1 protein-coding gene and 1 pseudogene are annotated in these 22983 nt (G+C 72.4%); both read left to right on the top strand.

Annotated features, from left to right (window positions below):
• The coding region (locus ACZ4MF_RS43875) for a type I polyketide synthase (protein WP_467499344.1) at positions 1-4562 on the top strand (4562 nt) is incomplete at its 5' end.
• Between the two features lie 38 nt (positions 4563-4600).
• Positions 4601-22933 (top strand): annotated as a pseudogene (locus tag ACZ4MF_RS43870) (type I polyketide synthase); the annotation flags it as partial.
• Positions 22934-22983: the final 50 nt, after the last annotated feature.

Here is a 22983-nt window from a genome sequence, read left to right as displayed (position 1 = left end):
ACCCGCAGCAGCGGTTGTTGCTGGAGGTTGCCTGGGAGGCCTTCGAACGCGCGGGTATCGACGCGGACTCACTGCGCGGCAGCCGGACCGCAGTGTTCTCCGGTGTCATGTATCACGACTACGCGCCGGCAGTGGACCTGGTTCCGGACCAGCTCAGCGGAGCGGTTCTGACCGGCAGCGCGGGCAGCGTGCTCTCGGGGCGGGTGGCGTACCAGTTCGGCCTGGAGGGGCCTGCCGTTTCGGTCGACACCGCGTGCTCCTCGTCACTGGTGACACTCCACCTGGCCGCACAAGCACTGCGGTCGGGGGAGTGCTCGCTCGCGCTGGCCGGCGGGGTCACGGTGATGTCCACCCCGATGACGTTCGTCGACCTGGGGCACCAGCGCGCCTTGTCCCCGGACGGCCGGTGCCGCGCGTTCGGCGCGGGCGCGGACGGCACCGGCTGGGCCGAGGGCGTCGGCCTCGTGGTGCTCGAGCGGCTGTCGGACGCACGCCGGCAAGGCCACCAGGTACTCGCGGTACTCAAGGGCTCCGCGGTGAACTCCGACGGCGCGTCGAACGGCCTGACCGCCCCGAACGGTCCCTCGCAGCAGCGGGTGATCCGCCAGGCGCTGGCCTCGGCCGGTCTGTCCACGTCGGACGTCGACGTGGTCGAAGCACACGGCACCGGAACGAAGCTCGGCGACCCGATCGAAGCCCAGGCGCTGCTGGCCACCTACGGCCAGGACCGCGAAACCCCGCTGTGGCTGGGTTCGCTGAAGTCCAACATCGGGCACACCCAGGCTGCCGCCGGGATCGGCGGCGTCATCAAGATGGTCATGGCGATGCGGCACGGCGTCCTGCCGCGGACGTTGCACGCCGAGCAGCCCTCGCCGTTCATCGACTGGTCGCAGGGAGCCGTCGCTCTGCTCGACCGCAACCACGACTGGCCGAGGACCCGTCGGCCCCGCCGCGCCGGCGTCTCCTCGTTCGGTATCAGCGGCACGAACGCGCACGTCATCCTCGAGCAGGCGCCGGAGCAGCCGGCGGCCGGGCAGCCGGACGCCGTGACGCGGCTCGGAGTCTGCGCCTTCCCGGTGTCAGGCCGCGGACCGGCGGCGTTGGCCGGCCAGGCAACCCGGCTGCGGGCCGCGCTGGCTGACACACCGGACACCGGCTTGGCCGGGTTCGGCGCGGCACTGACCAACGGCCGGGCCACCCATTCCCACCGAGCTGTGGTGATCGCGGAGAACCGCCAGGAGCTGCTGGCTGGCCTTGACGCGATCGCGGCGGGCCGGCCGGAGAACTCGGCCCTGGTCGTGGCGGGAGCCGGTGAAGTCGACCACGACGGACCGGTCTTCGTGTTCCCCGGGCAGGGCGGCCAGTGGCTCGGGATGGGCATCGAGCTGTGGAAGAGCAGTTCGACGTTCGCGGAGCTGATGCAGACCTGCGACGAGGCGTTGGCGCCATGGGTCGACTGGGACGGGTTCTCGCTGTGGGACGTGCTCGCCGGGGTGCCAGGTGCGCCGAGCCTCGAGAGGGACGACGTCGTCCAGCCGGCGCTGTTCGCGGTCGGGGTCTCCTTGTCCCGGCTGTGGGCATCACTCGGCGTTCGACCCTCGGCTGTCGTCGGGCACTCCCAAGGAGAGTTCGCTGCCGCCGTGGCGGCAAAGGCGCTGTCGCTGTCCGAAGGCGCGCGCGTCGTGTCTCTGCGATCTCGGGTGCTCCGGCGTCTGGCAACGCAAGGCGGCATGGGCTGGGTGAACCGATCGGCCCACGAGGTGCGTGAACGCCTGGCCGGTTATCCCGCGCTCGGCGTCGCCGCGGTGAACGGACCGATGTCCACGGTTGTCTCCGGCGCCACCGCCGAGCTCGATCAACTCCTGTCGGTCTGGGAGTCGGAGGGAGCGCGGGTCCGGCGCGTACCGATCAACTACGGGTCCCACTCGGCGCTGGTAGAGGTCATCCGGGCCGAGCTGGCCGACACGCTGGGTGTGGTCGAGTGCTCGCCCGGCACGGTTCCGTTCTACTCGACGGTGACCGGCTCGTTGCTCGACGGCCGGAAACTCGACGCCGACTACTGGTACCGGAACCTGCGCGAGACGGTGCGTTTCGCGCAGGTGGTCGACCAGCTGTTCAGCGACGGGCACCGATCGTTTTACGAAGTGGGCGCGCACCCGGTACTCGTCAATTCGATACAGGAGCTCGCCGAGGCCAAGGGGACGACGGTCACGACGGTCGGAACGCTCCGTCGCGGCGACGGCGGCGCGCGGGAATTCCTGCGCAACGCCGCCGAGGCGTTCGTGGGGGGCGCCGACGTGCGGTGGTCCGACCTGTTCCCCTCAAGCCGGCAGCCGGTGCAGCTGCCCACTTACGCCTTCCAGCGCACCCATTACTGGATCAAGACGCTGCCCAGCCGCTCGTCTCGAGGCACCGAAGTCGACACCCGGTTCTGGAAGATGGTCGACCAGGGCGACCTCGACGGACTGACCACGGCGCTCGCCCTCTGCGACGACGCCGGCCGATCCTCGCTGGGCACCGTGCTCCCGGCCCTGTCGTCGTGGCGTGAGCGCAGCCGGCAGCAGGCGACGCTGGCCGGCTGGCAGTACCGCGTCGCCTGGCGCCCCACCCAACGATCCGACCGACCGCTCACCGGCCCATGGCTGGTCGTGGTACCGGCGGACATCACCGAGCCGACGTGGCTCGAGCAGATCATCGCAGCGCTGAGCGCCCGAGGGGCGCAGGTCAGCCGGGTCGATGTCCCCCGAGCGGCGGACGTCGAGGCGGTCCGTCACGAGCTCGTCACTGCGCTGGGCGGCGAACCGGCCGGAGGCATCTTGTCGTTGTTGGCGATGGACACAGCCGGGGACACCGACGCCGTATCCGTACCGGCCGGCCTGAGCGGCACGCTCGCGTTGGTGCGGTCGGTGAGTGGGCTCGGCTTGTCGGCCCCGATCTGGTGCGTGACCCAGGACGCGGTCGCCGTCCGGCCGGCAGACGCCGTCACCCAGCCACGACAGGCTGCGCTGTGGGGGTTCGCCCGGCATGCGGGGCTGGAGCAACCCGTGTCGTGGGGCGGCGTCGTCGACCTGCCACGCGAGGTCGGCCAAGCGGACCTGGTGGCGCTGACCGGTGCGCTCACAGACCGCGAGAGTGAGCTGGCGGTGCGAGACGGCGCGGTGTTCTGCCGCCGGCTGACTCCGGTCACCGCCCCCGAACCCCGGACGAACCAGTCGCTCGAGCGCAGCGCCCTGGTCACCGGCGGCACCGGCGCTCTCGGGGCGGAGGTGGCGCGCTGGCTCGTCCGGCACGGCGCCCGGCACCTGGTGCTGGCCAGCCGTCGTGGCCCGGCCGCACCCGGCGCAGCCGAGCTCGCCGCCGACCTGACCGAGCAGGGCGCCTCGGTGTCGGTGGTCGCCTGCGACGTGGCAGACCGGGCGCAGCTCGCCGACCTGCTGGCCAACTGGCCGGCCGAACACCCGCTGACCACGGTCGTGCACACCGCGGGCGTACTCGACGACGGCGTCATCGACCGGCTCACCCCGGAACGCTTCGAGCGGGTGTTCCGCCCGAAGGCGGCCGCCGCGTGGCACCTGCACGAACTGACGAGAGACCGCGACCTCGCCGACTTCGTCCTGTTCTCGTCGTTCGTCGGCACGGTCGGCCCGGCCGGCCAGGCCAACTACGCCGCCGCGAACAGCTCGCTGGACGCACTGGCCGCGCACCGCAGGGCTCTCGGCCTGACCGGGACCTCCATCGCCTGGGGACTCTGGCAAGGCGCAGGGATCGCCGACCGCGACGGAGTGCAGCAGCAGCTGGCGGCCCGCGGCCTGCGCGCGATGAACCCGTGCGTCGCCGCCCAGGCCATGGGCCAGGTGATCGACCGCGATGAGACGGCCGTGGTCGTGGCGGACGTCGAGTGGTCCTCGTTCGCCACCGAACTCGTCGGCACCCGATCGATGTCACTCCTCGCCGAACTACTCGAGGCGAGACAGGACGCCCCCGAAGGATCAGCGGACGCAGCTGCCCACACCGGTCTGCGCGATCGCCTCGCCGGCCTGCCCGCCACCGAGCGGACGCATGCGATCACCGACCTCGTCCGCGCCACGGTGGCGACCGTGCTCGGGCACACCGACGTCAGCTCGGTCGAGTCAGGGCGCACCTTCCAGGAAACCGGTTTCGACTCGCTCACCGCCCTGCGGTTTCGCAACCGGCTCGGCATGGCGACCGGCTTGCAGCTGCCCGCCACGCTGATCTTCGACTATCCGACGCCCGCCTCGGTCACGGAGCTGGTGCACGCCGAGCTGTTCGGCGAGGACACCAAAACCCACGGGAAGGAGACCGGTGAAGGCGCCGACGACGCAGGGCTGAAGAAAATCATCGACCGCATTCCGATCGCCTCGCTGAGGCAGGCCGGGCTGGTGGACACCCTGCTCCGGTTGGCTGAGACCGCTCCTGGGAGCGAGCCGGCCGACAGCGCCGGGCTCACAAGCGCGATCGACTCGATGAACATGGCTGATCTCATACGCGCCGCATACGGCCAAGCCGACGCGAGCGACCGAGCGGAGGGGCCGACCTCATGACCACCCCGTCCACGAACGAGCTCGTTGACGCGCTGCGCAACGCACTGAAGGAAAACGAGCGAATCCGGCAGCGGCTCGGCGACGTCGAGGCGCAAAGCCGGGAGCCGATCGCCATCGTCGGCATGGCCTGCCGCTACCCCGGCGACGCCGACAGCCCCGAAGCCCTGTGGCAGCTCGTGGCCGACGGTACCGACGCGGTGTCCGGCTACCCGACGGACCGCGGCTGGAACCTGGACGAGCTGTACGACCCCGACCCCCAAAAGGTGGGCCGGACGTACTCCCGGGGCGGCGGTTTCCTGCGCTCGCCGGACCTGTTCGACCACGAGTTCTTCAACATCCCCCCTCGGGAAGCGACCGTGATGGACCCGCATCAACGGCTGCTCCTGCAAACCTCGTGGGAGGCCTTCGAACGAGCCGGCATCAGCGCCGACACGCTACGGGGAAGCCGGACCGGTGTGTACGTCGGCGTCAGCTACCAGGACAACATCTCGCTGCGCACCGTGCCGTCGGAGTACGAGGGCTACGTGCTGACCGGCAACATCGCCAGCGTCGTCTCCGGACGGCTGTCCTATGCGTTCGGTCTGCAGGGGCCCGCGGTCACCGTGGACACGGCGTGCTCCTCCTCGCTCGTCGCGCTGCACCTTGCCGCCCAGGCGCTGCGCTCCCAGGAGTGCTCGCTCGCCCTGGTCGGCGGGGCGACGATCATGTCGAGCCCGGCTTCGCTGATCGAGTTCGCCCGGCAGCGCGGCATCGCCCCGGACGGCCGGTGCAAGGCATTCAGTGACGAGGCCGACGGCATGGGCTGGGCGGAAGGCGTCGGCGTGCTCGTGGTCGAGCGGCTGTCCGACGCCCGGCGCAACGGCCACCAGGTGCTGGCCCTCGTGACAGGCTCCGCCCTCAACCAGGACGGCGCCTCCAACGGCCTCACCGCGCCGAACGGCGCGGCCCAGCGTCAGGTGATCCGGGCCGCGCTGGCCAACGCCGGTGTGGCCTCGACCGACATCGACGCGGTCGAGGCGCACGGCACCGGCACCAGGCTGGGCGACCCAATCGAGGCCCGTGCCCTGCTGGGCACCTACGGCCGGGAGCGAGCGGCGGACACGCCGTTGTGGATCGGATCACTGAAGTCGAACATCGGACATTCGCAGGCGGCGGCCGGCGTCGGCGGAGTGATCAAGATGGTTATGGCCATGCGCCACGGGGAGCTGCCCAGGACGCTGCACGCCCAGCGGTCGACCTCCCACGTCGACTGGTCGGCGGGGACGGTCCGGCTGCTCACCGACCAGCGGCAGTGGCCCGACCGGGGCCGTCCCCGGCGTGTGGCGGTGTCGTCGTTCGGGATCAGCGGGACCAACGCGCACGTCATCCTCGAGCAGGCTCCCGACGACCCCGTCGAGGCCCCGCCAGCGCTGACGGGGCGGGCCCGCACCGGTCCGTGGCCATTCGTGGTGACCGGCCGGGGCGCCGCCGCGCTGCGCGGTCAGGCCGAGGAACTGCGCTCCTTCGTCGAGCGCCACCCGGAGCTGGAGCCGGCCGATGTCGGACGAAGCCTGGTCACCACCCGCGCCGTGCTGGCCGACCGTGCCGTGGTGGTCGCCGAGGACCGGGCGGCCCTGCTGGCCGGTCTGTCCGCACTGGCCGCCGGCACGGACAGTCCTGCGGTGCACGTCGATCGGGCGAGGGAAGGCCGCCTGGCGATGGTCTTCACCGGCCAGGGTGCCCAGCGCGCCGGAATGGGCCGAGAGCTGGCGGCGCGGTACCCGGCGTTCGACGCGGCGCTGGACGAGGTCTGCCACGTGGTCGACGAGCTGCTGGGCCGATCGCTGCGTGAGCTGATGTGGGAGGGCGGTCCACTGCTGGACCGCACCGAATTCGCTCAACCGGCGCTGTTCTGCTTCGAGGTCGCACTGTTCCGGCTCGTCCAGTCATGGGGCATCCGGCCCGAGTTCGTCGCCGGTCACTCGATCGGCGAGATCAGTGCCGCGCACGTGGCCGGTGTGCTGTCCCTCGCCGACGCCGGCCGCATGGTCGTGGCGCGCGGCCGGTTGATGCAGGCGCTGCCCCACGGCGGTGCCATGGTCGCGGTGAACGCCGCCCCCGACGTGGTGGCCCCGCTGGTCGCGGCCGCGGACGGGGCGTCCGTGGCCGCGGTGAACAGCCCTGACTCGGTCGTGGTGTCCGGCGCGGAAGAACCGGTGGCCGAGGTCGTGGCCCAGCTGGCCGCGGCCGGGTACCGGACCCGCCGGCTCACGACCAGCCACGCGTTCCACTCGCCACTGATGGACCCGATGCTCGAGGACTTCCGGGCCGTCGTCGCCGGACTCACCTTCGCCGCGGCCGACATCCCGGTGGTGTCCACCCTCACCGGCGCCCTGGCCGATGCGCCCACGCTCGGCGAGCCCGAGTACTGGGTCCGGCAGGCACGCGAGCAGGTGCGTTTCGCCGACGGGGTGGCCACCCTGCACGAGCGAGGCGTCACCCGCTTTTTGGAGCTGGGACCGGACGCGGTGCTCTCGGCCATGGTCCGGGAATGCCTGCCCGCCCAACGGCGGGTGACGGCCGCGGCCGCGTCCCGCCGTGACCGGCCCGAGACCGTTGCCCTGCTCGACGCGGTCGGTCGCCTCTTCACCGGCGGCGGCGAGGTGAGCTGGGCCGCGCTGTTCCCCGACGAGAGCCGGCGGATCGACCTGCCGACCTACGCCTTCCAGAGGCACCGGCACTGGCTGCCGCGCGACGGCTCCCTCGCCCCGGCCCCCTCGGACCCGCCTTCGGCCGCCACGCCCGAGCCGGGCATCGCCGCACGGGTCACGGACGTGCTGGCCGTCGTGGACCAGCGTCACGTCGTGAACGATCTGTTGCGGACCTCGGTCGCCGTGGTGCTGGGCCTCGACTCGCCGGCCGATGTCGACCTCGAAAGCACTTTCCAGGACCTGGGCTTCAGCTCGCTCGCGGCGGTGGAGCTGCGGGACCGGCTGAACGCGGCGCTCGATCTGGGGCTGGCCGGCACCGTGGCCTTCGACTACCCCACCCCCGCGGCCCTTGCCTCGCACCTGGTCGCACTGGTGAGCGGCGAGAGTGACGAGGAACCCGGCACGGCCGCCCCCCCTGCCGCGTTCGCCGACGACCCGATCGCCGTGGTCGGCATGGCCTGCCGCTACCCGGGCGGGGTCGGCTCGCCGGAGCAGCTGTGGGAGCTGGTGGACGGTGGGCACGACGCGGTGTCGGGGCTGCCGACCGACCGAGGCTGGGACCTCGACACCTTGCTGCACCCGGATTCGATGCGTCAGGGCGCCACCCACGTGCGTGGCGGCGGCTTCCTCGACGACGTGGCCCAGTTCGACGCACGGTTCTTCGGGATCTCACCGCGCGAGGCGGCCTCGATGGACCCGCAGCAGCGGCTGCTGCTGGAACTGACCTGGGAAGCGCTGGAGCGGGCCGGGATCGACCCGAAGTCGGTGCGGGGCAGCCAGACCGGTATGTTCGCCGGCACCAGCGACCAGGACTACGCGGACCTGCTCCGCGGCAGCGCCGAGCTGGCCGACGGTTACCTGCTCACCGGGACTTCCGCTGCCGTGCTCGCCGGGCGGGTCTCCTACCAGTTCGGCCTGGAGGGGCCGGCGCTGACGGTCGACACGGCCTGCTCCTCCTCACTGGTGGCGATGCACCTGGCCGCGCAGGCGCTGCGTGCCGGGGAGTGCACGCTGGCACTGGCCGGCGGAGCCACCGTCATGGCGACCCCGGTCGACCTGCAGGAGTTCGACAAGCAGGGGCTGTCCGCCGACGGTCGTTGCAAGGCGTTCGGCGCGGGCGCCGATGGGACCGGCTTCGCCGAGGGCGCCGGCCTGTTGGTGCTGGAGCGGCTCTCCGATGCCCGCCTGAACGGCCACTGCGTGCTGGCAGTGCTCCGTGGCTCGGCGATCAACCAGGACGGTGCCTCCAACGGCCTCACCGCACCCAACGGCCTTGCCCAGCAGCGCGTCCTTCGACAGGCACTGGCCAACGCCGGCGTACGCCCCGACGAGGTGGACGCGGTGGACGGACACGGCACCGGCACCGTGCTCGGCGACCCCATCGAGATCAAGGCGCTGCAGGCCGTGTACGGCCGGCACCGAGAGGAGGGCGAGCCCCTCTGGCTGGGCTCGCTCAAGTCCAACATCGGCCACTCCCAGGCAGCGGCCGGGGTCGGCAGCGTCATCAAGATGATCATGGCGATCCGGCACGGTGTGCTGCCGAAGACCCTGCACGTGGACCGGCCCTCGGAGCACGTCGACTGGGAGAGCGGAACGGTCCGGCTGCTCGGCGAAGCCCGGCCGTGGCCGACGGCCGGACGCCCCCGACGGGCAGCGGTGTCCTCGTTCGGGGCGAGCGGGACCAACGCGCACGTCATCGTGGAGCAGGCTCCGGACACTGAACCCGAGAGCGAACCGGCGGATCGGTCCCACGCGCCGCAGGTGCTGCCGCTGCTGCTCAGCGGTCGCGGCGAAGCCGCGCTGCGCGGCCAGGCGGTACGGCTGCGCGAACACCTCCTGACACTCCCGGCCACCGGCCCGGCGGATCTGGCCGACGTGGCGTTCTCACTGGTCGGCACCCGCTCCTCGCTGGACCACCGGGCCGTGGTGCTCGGCGCCGACCTCACCGAACTCCTGTCCGGGTTGGATGACCTGGTGGCCGGCACCACCCCGGTCACCGGACCCGTCAGCTCCGGCAACACCGATCCGGTGTTCGTGTTCCCGGGGCAGGGCGGACAGTACGTCGGGATGGCCCTGCGGCTGTGGGACTCCTCGCCGGTCTTCGCCGCGTCCATGGCGGAGTGCGAGGCGGCGCTCGCGCCGTACGTGGACTGGCACGGCCACACCCTGCGCGACCTTCTGGCCGACACGGACGGCGTGGACCTCGAACACGCCGAACAGGTCCAGCCGATGCTGTTCGCGGTCATGATCTCACTCGCCCGGCTGTGGATGTCCCGAGGGGTGGTGCCCTCCGCGATCATCGCGCACTCCGTGGGAGAGGTCGCGGCCGCGCACATCGCCGGCATCCTCACCCTCGCCGACGCGGCCCGAGTCCTGACCGCGCGGGCGCGCGTGTCCGGTCAGGTGACCGGGTACGCCACCCTCTGGGTGGGGCTGCCGGTCGAGCAGGTGCGCGACCAGGTCGCACGGCTGACCGACGTGCACATCAGCGCGATCAACGGTCCGCGATCGGTCGTCGTGACCGGTCCGCTCGACCGAGTCGCCGCGCTGCGGGCCGAGTGCGAGGCCGCCGGTGTCCGCGCCCGTCCCATCCCGATGGACTACCCGACGCACTCCCCGGACATGGCGGTGGTCGAGGACGAACTCCTCGCGCTCCTGAGCGACATCCGCCCGGCCACCGCCTCGGTGCCCTACTACTCCACGACGTTCGCCCGCCGGGTGGAGGGCGACGAGCTCGACGGCCGGTACTGGTTCACCAACCTCATACAGCCGGTGCGGTTCCACGACACCGCCGCCGTGCTGCTGGCCGACGGGCACCACGTGCTGCTGGAGGTGGCCCCGCACCCGCTGCTGGCTCCCGCGATCGAGGAGACCGCCGAGGAGCGCGGCATCGAGGCGACCGTGCTGACGACCCTCCGCCGCGGCGAGAGCGACCCGGAGATGTTCCTGCGATCGGTGGCTGCCGCGTGGCGGGCCGGACTCACCGTGGACTGGTCCGCGGTCTTCGCCGGCACCGGGGCGCGGCGGGTCGACCTGCCGACCTACGCCTTCCAGCGGCAGCGCTACTGGCCGACTGCGGCGGCGTCCACGCCCGGCAACCTGGCCGCCAGCGGCCTCGAACAGGTCGATCACCCCCTGCTCGGGGCGAAAACGACTCTGGCCGGTGACGCCGGCTTCCTGTTCACCAGCCGGTTCTCGCTGCACGCTCACCCGTGGCTCGTCGACCACGCGCTCTTCGACCGACCGCTGCTGCCCGGTACGGCGTTCCTCGAACTGGCGATCCGCGCAGCCGATGAGGCGGGCCTCGACCGGCTGGAGGAGCTGACCATCGAGGCGCCGCTGATCCTGCCGAGCCGGCACGACGTGCTGGTCCAAGTGCGCGTCGGGGCTCTCGACGGCGACGGCCGCCGCACCATCGAGGTCTACTCCCAGCCGGCCAGACCCGGCGAGACCATGGGCGCCTCGTGGACGCGGCACGCGTGGGGGAGCGCGGTCCCCGGCGACAGTCCGGAGCCGGCGCCGTGGCCGACAGACGTGACCTGGCCGCCGGCCGGGGCAACCGAACTGGACGTCGCCGGATCGTACGAGCGGCTCAGCGCGCTCGGTTACCACTACGGCTCCGCCTTCACCGGGCTGCGCCGGGCCTGGCGGATGGGTGAGCAGGTCTTCGCCGAGGCGGAGCTGCCCGAGGCACTCGCGGCCGACGCGGCGCGTTTCGGCCTGCACCCGGCCCTGATGGACACCGGTCAGCACGGCCTGGCGATGGACCAGCTCGGCTCGCGAGGCACTGACCGGGACAACCCCGGCGTGCGAGCGCCGTTCTTGTGGTCCGGGGTGCGGCTGCTCGCCTCGGGCGCCGCAGCACTGCGGCTCGTGTTCTCCCCGACGGGGCCCTCCTCGTGGTCAGTGGACGGGTTCGACACCACCGGCCGCCCGGTACTGAAGGTGGACTCACTGGTCGCCCGGGAGGTTTCCGCAGAACAGCTGCGCGATGTCGGCACCGCACACCGCGACGCGCTGTTCGAGCTCGGCTGGGTGCAGTGCGGACCGGCCGAGGCCGGTTCGGGGGCGAGCACCGAAGGACCGATCGGCTGGGTGGTGCCGTCCGATCCGGCGCAGACCGCGCCGTCGCAGGACGAACACACAGCCGATGCGTGGTCCCACCCCGACCTGGCCGCACTCGCCTCGGCGGTGGACGGTGGCGCGCCGCTGCCCGAGCTGGTGGTGCTGCGCGTTCCCGGACACCGTGCACCGGAGTCGACCGTCGACTCGGCGCACACCGCGGTGAACAGCACGTTGCGGGTGCTGCAGGACTGGCTCGCCGATGCCCGGTGGGAGCGGTCGCGACTGGTCGTGGTGACCGACGGCGGACTCGTGGGCGCGGCGGTCGGCGGGCTGGTGCGCTCCGCACAGTCGGAGAACCCGGAGCGGGTGGTTCTCGTCGAGCAGGCGTCCGCCGGTCCGGAGCCTGCCGGGGCGCGGTCGGTGGAGGCGCTCGCCCGCGCCGCGGTCGCATCAGGTGAGCCGGAGGTGTCGCTTCGCGACGGACGGCTGTGGTCGCCCCGCCTGAACAGGGTTGCCGCCGAGGCGCTCCCGGAACCCGTTGGGTCGGCGCCGGACGAGCAGTCCTCGGTGTGGGGCACGGGGACCGTGCTGCTGACCGGGGCGTCCGGCGTGCTGGCCGGGTTGGTGGCCGAGCACCTCGTGGCCGAGTGCGGGGTGCGACGGCTGGTGCTGGTGTCGCGGCGGGGTCCGGCCGCCCCCGGTGCCGATGAGCTGGTCGAGCGGCTGACCGAGGCGGGTGCCTCGGTGCGAATGGTCGCGTGTGACCTCGCCGTCCGCCACGAGGTGATGGACCTCGTCGGCTCGGTACCGCCAAAGTTCCCCCTCAGCGCCGTGGTGCACTGCGCGGGTGTACTCGACGACGCAACCGTGGGTTCACTGACCCCCGACCGGGTCGATGCGGTGCTGCGGCCCAAGGTGGACGGTGCCTGGCACCTGCACGAGGCCACCCAGGACGCCGACCTGTCGGCATTCGTGCTGTTCTCCTCGGCCGCGTCGGCGTTCGGCGCCGCCGGCCAGGCGAACTACGCGGCGGCCAACGGGTTCTGCGACGAGCTGGCCGAGCACCGGCGCAGGCTCGGCCTGCCAGCGGTGTCGATCGCCTGGGGGTGGTGGGCCGAGGCCAGCGGGATGGGCAGCCACCTCGGAACCCAGGACCGGGCCCGGATGGCCCGCACCGGCATCCGCCCGCTGGACAACGACTTCGGCCTCACCCTCTTCGACGCGGCCTCCCGTCGGCAGGGCCGGGTCATCGCCGCCCCGTTCGACCTCGCCGGCCTGTCCACCGCGGCCACGGTCCCGGGACTGCTGCGCGGGCTGGTGCGCCGTCCGGCGCGGCGGATCGCCGAACCCCACCTGGCGGGGGCCGGATCTCGCGAGGGCCTGGCGGCACTGGAGCCGGCCGAGCGCGACCAGGCGGTCGCCGAGCTGGTGCGCACCCATGCCGCGGCTGTGCTCGGGCACTCCGCCAGCAACACCATCGACGAACGGCAGCCCTTCACCGCTCTGGGGTTCGACTCACTGACCGCGGTGGAGCTGCGCAACCGGCTCAACACGGCCACCGGGCTGCGGCTGCCGGCCACACTGATCTTCGACTACCCCTCCCCGGCCGCCCTGATCGAGTTCGTGCGGGGCGAGATCGGCGGCGAGACGGCCACCCCGGCCCGGCCGGCCGTCAGCGCGACCGAGGCCGGGACCGGAGACGACCCGATCGCGATCGTGGGCATGGCCTGCCGCTTCCCGGGCGGGGTGAGTTCGCCCGACGAGCTGTGGGACGTCGTCGCCGAGGGACGGGACGTGATCGGCGCCTTCCCCACCGACCGGGGCTGGAACCTGGCCGATCTCTACCACCCGGACCCCGATCACCCGGGGACCACCTACACTCGTGAGGGCGGCTTCCTGCACGACGCCGCCCAGTTCGACCCCGAGTTCTTCGGCATCTCGCCGCGCGAGGCGATCACGATCGACCCCCAGCAGCGGCTGTTGCTGGAAACGGCCTGGGAGTCCCTCGAGAACGCGGGCATCGATCCCACCTCGCTGCGTGGCGGCCCGACCGGCGTGTTCGTCGGGCTGATGTACCACGACTACGGCTCGCGGCTGCACACCAAGCCCGAGGAACTCGAGGGCTACCTGGGCAACGGCAGCGCCGGCAGCATCGCGTCGGGCCGGATCGCCTATGAGTTCGGCTTCGAGGGCCCCGCTGTGACAGTGGACACGGCGTGCTCCTCATCGCTGGTCGGCATGCACTTGGCGGCGCAGGCGCTGCGCTCGGGGGAGTGCTCGCTCGCGCTGGCCGGCGGCGTGACGGTGATGGCGACGCCCGACCTGTACGTGGAGTACAGCCGGCTGCGCGCGAACGCTGCGGACGGCCGGTGCCGGGCGTACGGCGCGGACGCGGACGGCACCGGCTGGTCCGAAGGCGCGGGCCTGGTGGTGCTGGAGCGGCTGTCCGACGCGCGGCGCAACGGACACCAGGTGCTGGCACTGCTGGCCGGCTCGGCGCTGAACCAGGACGGCGCGTCCAACGGGCTGACCGCTCCCAACGGTCCGTCCCAGCAACGGGTGATCCGCCAGGCCCTGGCCAATGCCGGCCTGTCGGCGAGCGAGGTCGACGTGGTGGAGGGACACGGCACGGGGACCCGGCTGGGCGATCCGATCGAGGCCCAGGCGCTGCTGGCCACCTACGGCAGCGAGCACACCAAGGACGCACCGCTCTGGCTGGGGTCGATCAAGTCGAACATCGGCCACACGCAGGCGGCGGCGGGCATCGCCGGCACGATCAAGATGATCATGTCGATGCGGCACGGGATCCTGCCCCAAACCCTGTTCGCGCAGACCCCCTCGCCGCAGGTCGACTGGTCGTCGGGCGCGGTCGCGCTGCTCGACAGGGCTCGGCAGTGGCCGGACCGTGGCCGGCCCCGCCGGGCGGGGGTGTCCTCCTTCGGCGTCAGCGGGACCAACGCACACGTCATCCTGGAACAGCCCCCGGCCGAGTTCACCACCCCGGCCCCGCCCCCTGCGGCGACTCTGCCGGTGTGGCCGCTCGTGCTGACGGCTCGCGGGCCTGCGGCCCTGCGGGGCCAGGCGGACCGGCTGTGCTCCTCCCTGCGCGACCGGCCCGACGTGGCGTTGGCGGACGTCGCCTACTCCCTGGTCTCCGACCGGGCCGCCCACGACCACCGAGCGGTACTGCTCGCCTCAGACCGCGCGCAGGCCCTGGAGCGGTTGGCCCAGTACGCGCACACCGGCGACACAGCCGAGGTCGTCGCCGATGCGGCCCGGCGGGGCCCGCTGGCGATGGTGTTCACCGGTCAGGGCGCGCAGCACCCCGGCATGGGCTCGCAACTGCACCGGCTGTTCCCGTCCTTCGCGGCCGCGTTGGACCAGGTGTGCGATCAGCTGGATCCTGCCGTCCGGGAGGCCGTCCTCGGCGACGGGGAGAATCGGCTCGACGCCACGCAGACCGCCCAACCGGCGCTCTTCGCGGTCGAGGTCGCACTGTTCCGGCTGTTCGAGTCCTGGGGCGTCCGGCCGGACATCCTCACCGGTCATTCGGTGGGCGAGATCGCGGCTGCGCACGTCGCCGGCGTGCTGTCGCTGCCGGATGCGTGCCGACTGGTGTCAGAGCGTGGCCGGCTGATGGCACGGCTCGACCCGGGCGGTGTGATGGTCTCGGTGACCGCCGGCGAGCAGGTGGTCGCCCCGCTGGTCGCGCAGTACGCCGCATCGGTGTCGATCGCGGCGGTCAACACCCCCGGTTCGGTGGTGCTCTCGGGGCACGAGCCGGCCGTCACCGAGATCGTGCGGCGCCTGAGCGAGGACGGATACCGCACGAAACAGCTCGCCGTCAGCCATGCGTTCCATTCGCCGCTCATGGACCCTGTGCTCGACGAATTCCGCGCCCTGGCCCAGGGCCTTACATTCCAGCCGCCCCGCATTCCGATGGCGGGCGGCGAGCAGGTGACGGACCCGGAGTACTGGGTGCGGCACCTGCGAGACACGGTGCGGTTCGCCGACACGGTGTCCGAACTGCACGGCTCCGGCGTCACCCGATTCCTCGAGATCGGCCCCGACGCGCCGCTGACCGGCGCGATCCGCGAGTGTCTCGTCGAGCCGGACGTCGTTGCGGTCCCCAGCCTGCGCCGGCTCCGCGACGAGGCCGACACGGTGCTCACCGCGCTCGGCACGCTGTTCGCCACCGGAGTGGAGGTCGACTGGCCGGCCCTGTTCGACGGCACCGGGGCCCGCCACACCCCGCTTCCCACATACGCGTTCCAGCACCAGCGGTACTGGCTCGACAACGCCGCCCCGCCGGCCGATCTCACCGCGGTGGGCCTCGACCCGCTCGACCATCCCCTGCTGTTGGCCAGCGTTCAGTTCGCCGACGGCGAGGCCGTGCTGCTGACCGGCCGGCTGGCGCCGCAGAACCAGCCCTGGCTGCGGGAGCACGTACTGTTCGAGCAGGCCCTGCTACCCGGCACCGCCTTCGTGGACGTGGCGCTACGGGCGGCCGAGCAGGTCGGCTGCACCATGCTCGACGAGCTGACGATCGAGGCACCCCTGCTGATCACCGCGGCCGGCTCGGTCGCCCTGCAGATTCTGGTGGAGGCGGCCGACGAGGACGGCCGTCGGAAGATCACGATCTCCGCCCGCCCCGACGGCGACACCGACACCACCCCCTGGACACGGCACGCCACCGGAACGGTGTCCGGCACGGGGAACCTGCCGCAACCCGAACCGCTCATCCCATGGCCACCGAGGGAAGCCGACGTCGTCGACGTCGACGACGCCTACGACCTGTTCGCCGAGGCCGGCCACGACTACGGGCCGACGTTCCAGGGGCTGGTGGCCTGCTGGCGACGCGGTGCGGAGCTCTACACCGAGGTGGCGCTGCCGCCGAGCGGCACCGACGCCGAGCGCTTCGGCGTGCACCCGGCGTTGCTGGACGCCGGTCTGCACGGCGGCGTGCTCCAGGCCCTCACCTCCGACACCCCCCAGGGTCTGGTGCCGTTCTCCTGGGCCGGAGCGCGGCTGTTCGCCTCGGGCGCCACCGCGCTGCGCATCCGGGTCCGACCGGTGGCCACCGGCACGGTCGCCCTGGACGCCTTCGACGACACCGGCGCTCCCGTCTTCAGCGTGGCGGCGCTGTCCTCACGCTCGGTCTCCGCCGACCAGCTCCGCGCCGCCGCGTCCCGCGACGACTCACTGTTCGAGATCAGCTGGGCCGAGTGCGGCCGGGTCGACGACACCGCGCCCCGCTTTGAGGCCACCGTGCTGGACGGCCCGCTGAGGCTCGCGGAGCTGATGTCCGGGCGGGACGGGACAGCCGAGGTTCCCGCCCTCGTGGCGATGTCGGTGCCGGGAGAGGGGCCCGCCGTCACCACCGACGTCCACGCGGCGGTGAACAGCGTACTGCGCTCGGTGCAGACGTGGCTGGCCGATCCCGCCTGGGCGTCCTCACGGCTGGTGGTGGTGACGACCGACAGCCTGACCGGCGCGGCCGTGCGGGGCCTGCTGCGCTCGGCCCAGTCGGAGAACCCCGACCGCATTGTCCTCGTCGAGGGCGGCGCAGACGCGACCACCACCGCGGCCCTGCACGCGGCCGTGGAGTCGGGTGAGCCGGAGGTCTCGGTACGCGGCGGAGTGCTCCGGGCCCCGCGGCTGGCCCGCCTGGCACCCACCGACCGCGCGCAAGCCACCTCGTGGTCGGCCGGAACCGTACTGATCACCGGTGCTTCGGGTGTCCTCGCCGGGCACGTGGCCCGGTACCTCGTCACCGACCACCACGTGCGCCATGTGCTGCTGACCTCCCGGCAGGGCGACAACTCGCCCCGGACCGTCCGGCTCGCCGCCGAGTTGGCGGAGCTCGGCGCCGCGGTGCGCGTCGTCGCCTGCGATGTCGCCGACGGCGAGCAGGTCGCGGCCCTGGTGCGCTCGGTGGAGCCCGAGTTCCCGCTCACTGCGGTGCTGCACTGCGCCGGAGTACTGGACGACGGCGTGTTCCACTCCCTGACCACCGACCGGGTCGACGCGGTACTGGCCCCCAAGGTCGACGGTGCCTGGCACCTGCACGAACTGACCCGGGAACTGGACCTTTCCGCGTTCGTGCTGTTCTCCTCCTCCGCCACGGCCTTCGGAGCACCGGGCCAGGCCAACTACGCCGCCGCCAACGCCTTCCTCGACGCGCTGGCCGTCGAGCGACACCGGCAGGGCCTCCCCGCGGTCTCGATCAGCTGGGGCTGGTGGGGCGAGAACAGCGGTATGACCGAAAACCTCAGCGAGACCGACGTGGCTCGCATGGGGCGGGGCGGGATGCTGCCGATGGAGACCCCCCAGGGCCTCAAGCTGCTGGACAAAGCGGCCGATCTGGCGCGCCCCAACGTGATGGCCGCTCACCTCGACCTGGCCGCTGTGCGGTCGGCCGGCATGGTGCCCGCCCTGCTGCGGGGCCTGGTGCGGCGTCCGGCCCGGCGCGCGGCACCAACGGCGGTGGCGGAACTGGAGGCGGTGCGACGGGCCGGTTCCTCCGCGGCCGACCAGGTGAAGGCCATCGGTGAACTGGTGCGCGAGCAGGTCGCCGCCGTGCTCGGCCACCCGAGCAGCGCCTCGGTCGACATGACCCGCGCCTTCCACGACGTCGGGTTCGACTCGCTCACCGCGGTCGAACTGCGCAACCGGCTCAACACGGCCACCGGGCTGCGGCTGCCGGCGACGCTGGTGTTCGACCACCCCACCCCCGAGGCGCTGGCCGCATTCGTCAGGTCCGAGCTGGTGGGCGACGAGGCCGACACCGCCGACGTCACTGTGGCCGGGCCTGTCACCGACATCGGCGACGACCCGATCGTGATCGTCGGCATGGCCTGCCGGTACCCGGGCGAGGCGAACTCGCCGGACGAACTGTGGAGGCTGGTGGCCGAGGGCCGCGACGGGATCACCGGCTTCCCGGCCGACCGCGGCTGGGATCTGGCCGGCCTCTACGACCCGGATCCCGACCGGCCCGGCACGACGTACTCCCAGGGCGGCGGATTCCTCAACCGCCTGGCCGAGTTCGACTCCGACTTCTTCGGCATCTCACCGCGCGAGGCCATCGCCATCGACCCGCAGCAGCGGTTGCTGCTGGAGACCGCCTGGGAGTCGTTCGAGAACGCCGGCATCGTCCCCTCCGCCCTGCGCGGCGGCCCGGTCGGAGTGTTCATAGGTGCGAACGGGAGCGACTACCCCGCACTGCTGACCCGCGACTACGGTGACTTCGGCGGCCGGGTGCTGACCGGCAACGCGGCCAGCATCATCTCCGGGCGGTTGTCCTACGAGTTCGGATTCGAGGGGCCGTCCGTCTCCATCGACACGGCGTGTTCGTCCTCGCTCGTGGCCATGCACCTGGCGGCGCAGGCACTGCGCTCCGGCGAGTGCTCGCTGGCGCTGGCCGGCGGGGTCGCCACGATGGCCACCCCCGCTATGTTCGTGGAGATGGCGCGGCAGCGGGGCTTGTCCCCCGACGGCCGGTGCCGGGCCTTCGGCGCCGGAGCGGACGGCACCGGCTGGGCCGAGGGCGTGGGCCTGCTCGTGCTGGCGCGACTCTCCGAGGCCCGCCGCAACCACCATCGCGTCCTGGCTGTACTGGCAGGCTCGGCGGTCAACCAGGACGGCGCCTCGAACGGCCTCACCGCTCCCAACGGTCCGTCCCAGCAACGGGTGATCCGCCAGGCCCTGGCCAATGCCGGCCTGTCGGCGAGCGAGGTCGACGTGGTGGAGGGACACGGCACCGGCACCCGGCTCGGCGATCCCATCGAGGCACAGGCCCTGTTGGCTGCCTACGGACGTGAACATGAGTCCGGCACCCCGCTGTGGCTGGGCTCGATCAAATCGAATATCGGGCACACGCAGGCCGCCGCCGGCGCCGCCGGAACCATCAAGATGATCATGGCGATGCGGCACGGCCTGCTGCCCCAAACGCTCCACGCCGAGACCCCGTCCCCCGAGGTCGACTGGTCCTCCGGCGGGGTGGCGCTGCTGGACCGGGCCCGTGAATGGCCCGAACAGGGCCATCCGCGGCGGGCGGGCGTGTCCGCGTTCAGCCTCAGCGGCACCAACGCGCACATCATCCTGGAACAACCGCCCGAGGACGTGCGCACGCCACCGACGGCGCCGGCCCCCAACGAGGGCTCCGCGAGCAGGCGGCTGCAGCCGGTGGTGTTGTCGGCCCGGGGGCCGGCAGCCCTGCACGCCCAGGCGGCGCGCCTCCACGCCCACGTGAGCGACCGGCCCGAACTGACGCTGGCCGACATCGCGCGGTCGCTGGTGACCGACCGCGCGATACACGATCACAGGGCGGTGGTGCTCGCTGCCGACCGCGAGCAACTGCGCGAGCGGCTGGCAGCGTTCGCCGACGGCACCGCCGCACCTGGCGCGGAGGCCACCGGTGTGGCCGGCAGCGGTGGTCTGGCCGTCGTCTTCACCGGCCAGGGATCGCAACGAGGTGGGATGGGCCGTGAACTCCACCGGGATTTCCCGGTTTTCGCGACGGCGTTCGACGAGGTGTGCGCGGCTTTGGACCCGTCGCTGCGGGACATGGTCTTCGATGAGGGCGATGTCCGGCTGCACACCACCGAATTCTCCCAGCCCGCGCTGTTCGCGATCGAAGTGGCCCTCTTCCGGCTGTTCGAGTCCTGGGGCGTCCGGCCCGACTTCGTCACCGGCCATTCCGTCGGCGAGATCAGCGCCGCCCACGTGTCGGGCGTGCTGTCGCTGACCGATGCCTGCACGCTGGTCACCGCGCGGGCCCGGCTCATGCAGCAGCTCGCACCGGGCGGGATCATGATGTCCGTCAACGCCGGTGAGAACGTGGTGGCGCCGCTGCTGGCGGTGCAGGGCGCCGGAGCGTCGATCGCCGCGGTCAACACCCCTGAGTCGGTCGTCATCTCCGGCACCGAACTCGCCGTCGGCGAGATCGAACAACGCCTCCGCGACGCCGGACACCGCACGAAGCGGCTGGCTGTCAGCCACGCGTTCCACTCCCCGCTCATGGACCCCATGCTCGCGCAGTTCCGGGCCGCGCTCGACGGCCTTCAGTTCCGGACACCGCGGATACCGATGACCAGCAGCGAAGTGGCCACCCCCGAATACTGGGTCCAGCACGTGCGGAACGCGGTGCGGTTCGCCGACACGGTCTGTGAACTCCGGGCCGGCGGGGTGACCCGCTTCCTGGAGCTGGGGCCCGACGCGACCCTGACCGGTCTGGTCCGCGAATGCGTGACCGGTGGGGATGCCGTCGCCGTGCCCAGCCTCCGGCGAGGCCGTCCCGAGACCGAATCCGTGCTCGCCGCGCTGAGCACCCTGTTCGCCACTGGGACCGAGGTCGACTGGCCGGCGCTGTTCCCCGCGGCCGGCGCGGGCCGGACCCCGCTGCCGACGTACGCGTTCCAGCACACGCGCTACTGGCCGGACACTCCCAAGACACCGGGCACGACAACCGCCGACCCGGACGCCGTGGACAGCCGGTTCTGGACCTTGGTGGAACAGGGTGACCTCGACGCGCTGAGCGCCGAGCTGGACACCGAGGAACGGGACGGCCTCGGCGCCGTGCTGCCCGCACTGACCCGGTGGCGCATCGACCGGCGCGAGAAGGCGGTGGTGGACAGCTGGCGGTACCGGTTGAGCTGGCGGCCCGTGCCGACCCGGCCCGAGGGCACGCTCACCGGCACCTGGTTGCTGGTGGTGCCCGCCGGCCACCGCGACGACGCCTGGGTCGCGCCGATCGAAGCGGCGATGACAGCCGCCGGCGCCGACGTCCGCGGCCTGGAGGTCGGCGACCACCAGCTGGACCGGGCCGCGCTGGCGGCCCGGCTCGGCGAGCCGCCGCTCGCCGGGGTGGTCTCGTTGCTGGCGGCGGAGCAGTCCCGCGTCCCGGGACACCCGGGTGTGCCGGTCGCTCTGGCCGCCACGGTGAGCTTGGTCCAGGCCCTGGAGGACCGCGGGATCGACGCGCCCCTGTGGTGCCTCACCCAGGGCGCGGTGAACGTCGTCCCCGGCGACAACCTCGACCATCCCGACCAAGCCCTGCTGTGGGGTTTCGGACGGACCCTCGCACTGGAACACCCCGGCCGCTGGGGTGGTCTGGTCGACCTGCCGCCCGCCCCCGACGACGCCTCGACGGGCGGGCTGATCCGGCTGCTGGGCGACGGCGGCACGGGGGAACAGGCAGCACTGCGGGACGGCGCCGTTCTGGGCGGCCGGCTGGTCCGGGCCGACCCGGATCAGCCGCCGCGCCGCAACTGGCGACCGTCGGGCAGCGTGCTGGTCACCGGCGGCCTCACCGGCCTGGGCGCCCGGACCGCGCGCTGGCTGGCCGAGCAGGGCGCGCCTCACCTCGTGCTCACCTCCCGCCGGGGCCGTGAAGCGCCGGGCGCCGACGAACTGGAAGCCAACCTCACCGCCCTGGGGTCTGCGGTGACCATCGCCGCCTGCGACGTCGCCGACCGGGGCGAGGTGACGGCCCTGCTCGCGAACCTTCCCCACGACCTGCCGCTGACCGCCGTGTTCCACAGCGCGGGAGTCGCCAACGACGGCGTCGTCACCGAGCTGACTCTCGACAGGCTGAACAACGTGCTGCGGCCCAAGGTGGAGGGAGCGTGGAACCTCCACAAGCTGACCCAGGACCTGGACCTGTCGGCCTTCGTGCTGTTCTCCTCGGCCGCCGGCCTCATCGGCTCACCCGGCCAGTCGCACTACGCGGCAGCAAATGCCTTCCTGAATGCCCTGGCCCACCACCGGCGGGCGCGCGGTCTGCCGGCCACGACGATCGGCTGGGGCCTGCTGGCGGGCGGAGGCATGGCCGACGACACCGGTGCGAGCGACCGGGCGAGCCGTCGGGGCCTGCACCCGATGGATCCCGCCCAGTCGCTGGCCGGACTGCGGCGAGCACTGGATCACGACGAAACCTATATCGCCGTGACGCACGTGGACTGGACCCGATTCATCAAGGCGACCGCGGGCACCGTCAAGTGCACGCTCATCAGTGACCTGCCCGAGTACCGGGCAGCGTTCCCGGTGGCCGCCGTGGGGGGTCGGCCCGCCCAGCCGAACGACGGGTTGCGGACCCGGGCGCGCCTGGACGCTCTGGACGGCGACGAACGTGATGCCGCACTACTGGAGTTGGTGCAGGAGCAGGTGGCCCAGGCGCTCGGTCACAGCTCGGCCGAGGCCCTGTCGCCGACCAAGGCGCTCGTCGACCTGGGTTTCGACTCCCTCGCCGCGGTCGAGCTGCGCAACCGGCTCGTCTCGGTGACCGGGCTGACGCTGCCGGCGACACTCACCTACGACCACCCGACCGTGCTGGCGCTCCGTGATCACCTGCGCACGGCGATGTTCGGCGCGGACGCCGACCCGGCCGCCTCCGCGCTGGCCGAGCTCGACCGGCTCGAAGAGCTGCTCTCGGCAGTGACGGCAGACGACGGCATCGACGAGGCGGCCAGGAACCAGGTACTGCGGCGAGTTCAGAAGATGGCCGCAGCGCTCGCCGACCACGGCGGCCACTCCGAACAGAGCCGGCTCATCGCGGACGCCGACGACAACGAACTGTTCGACTTCATCAATCGGGAATTGGGTGGTCCCAGCCAGTGAACCGAGACCAGTCCGCACCAGACGATCCCCTCGTTTGGCCACGTGAGCAC

This window comes from Streptomyces sp. NPDC025793 (assembly GCF_055558375.1).
Note: the sequence above shows the minus strand (reverse complement) of the source record. Positions and strands in the feature narration are given on the sequence as shown.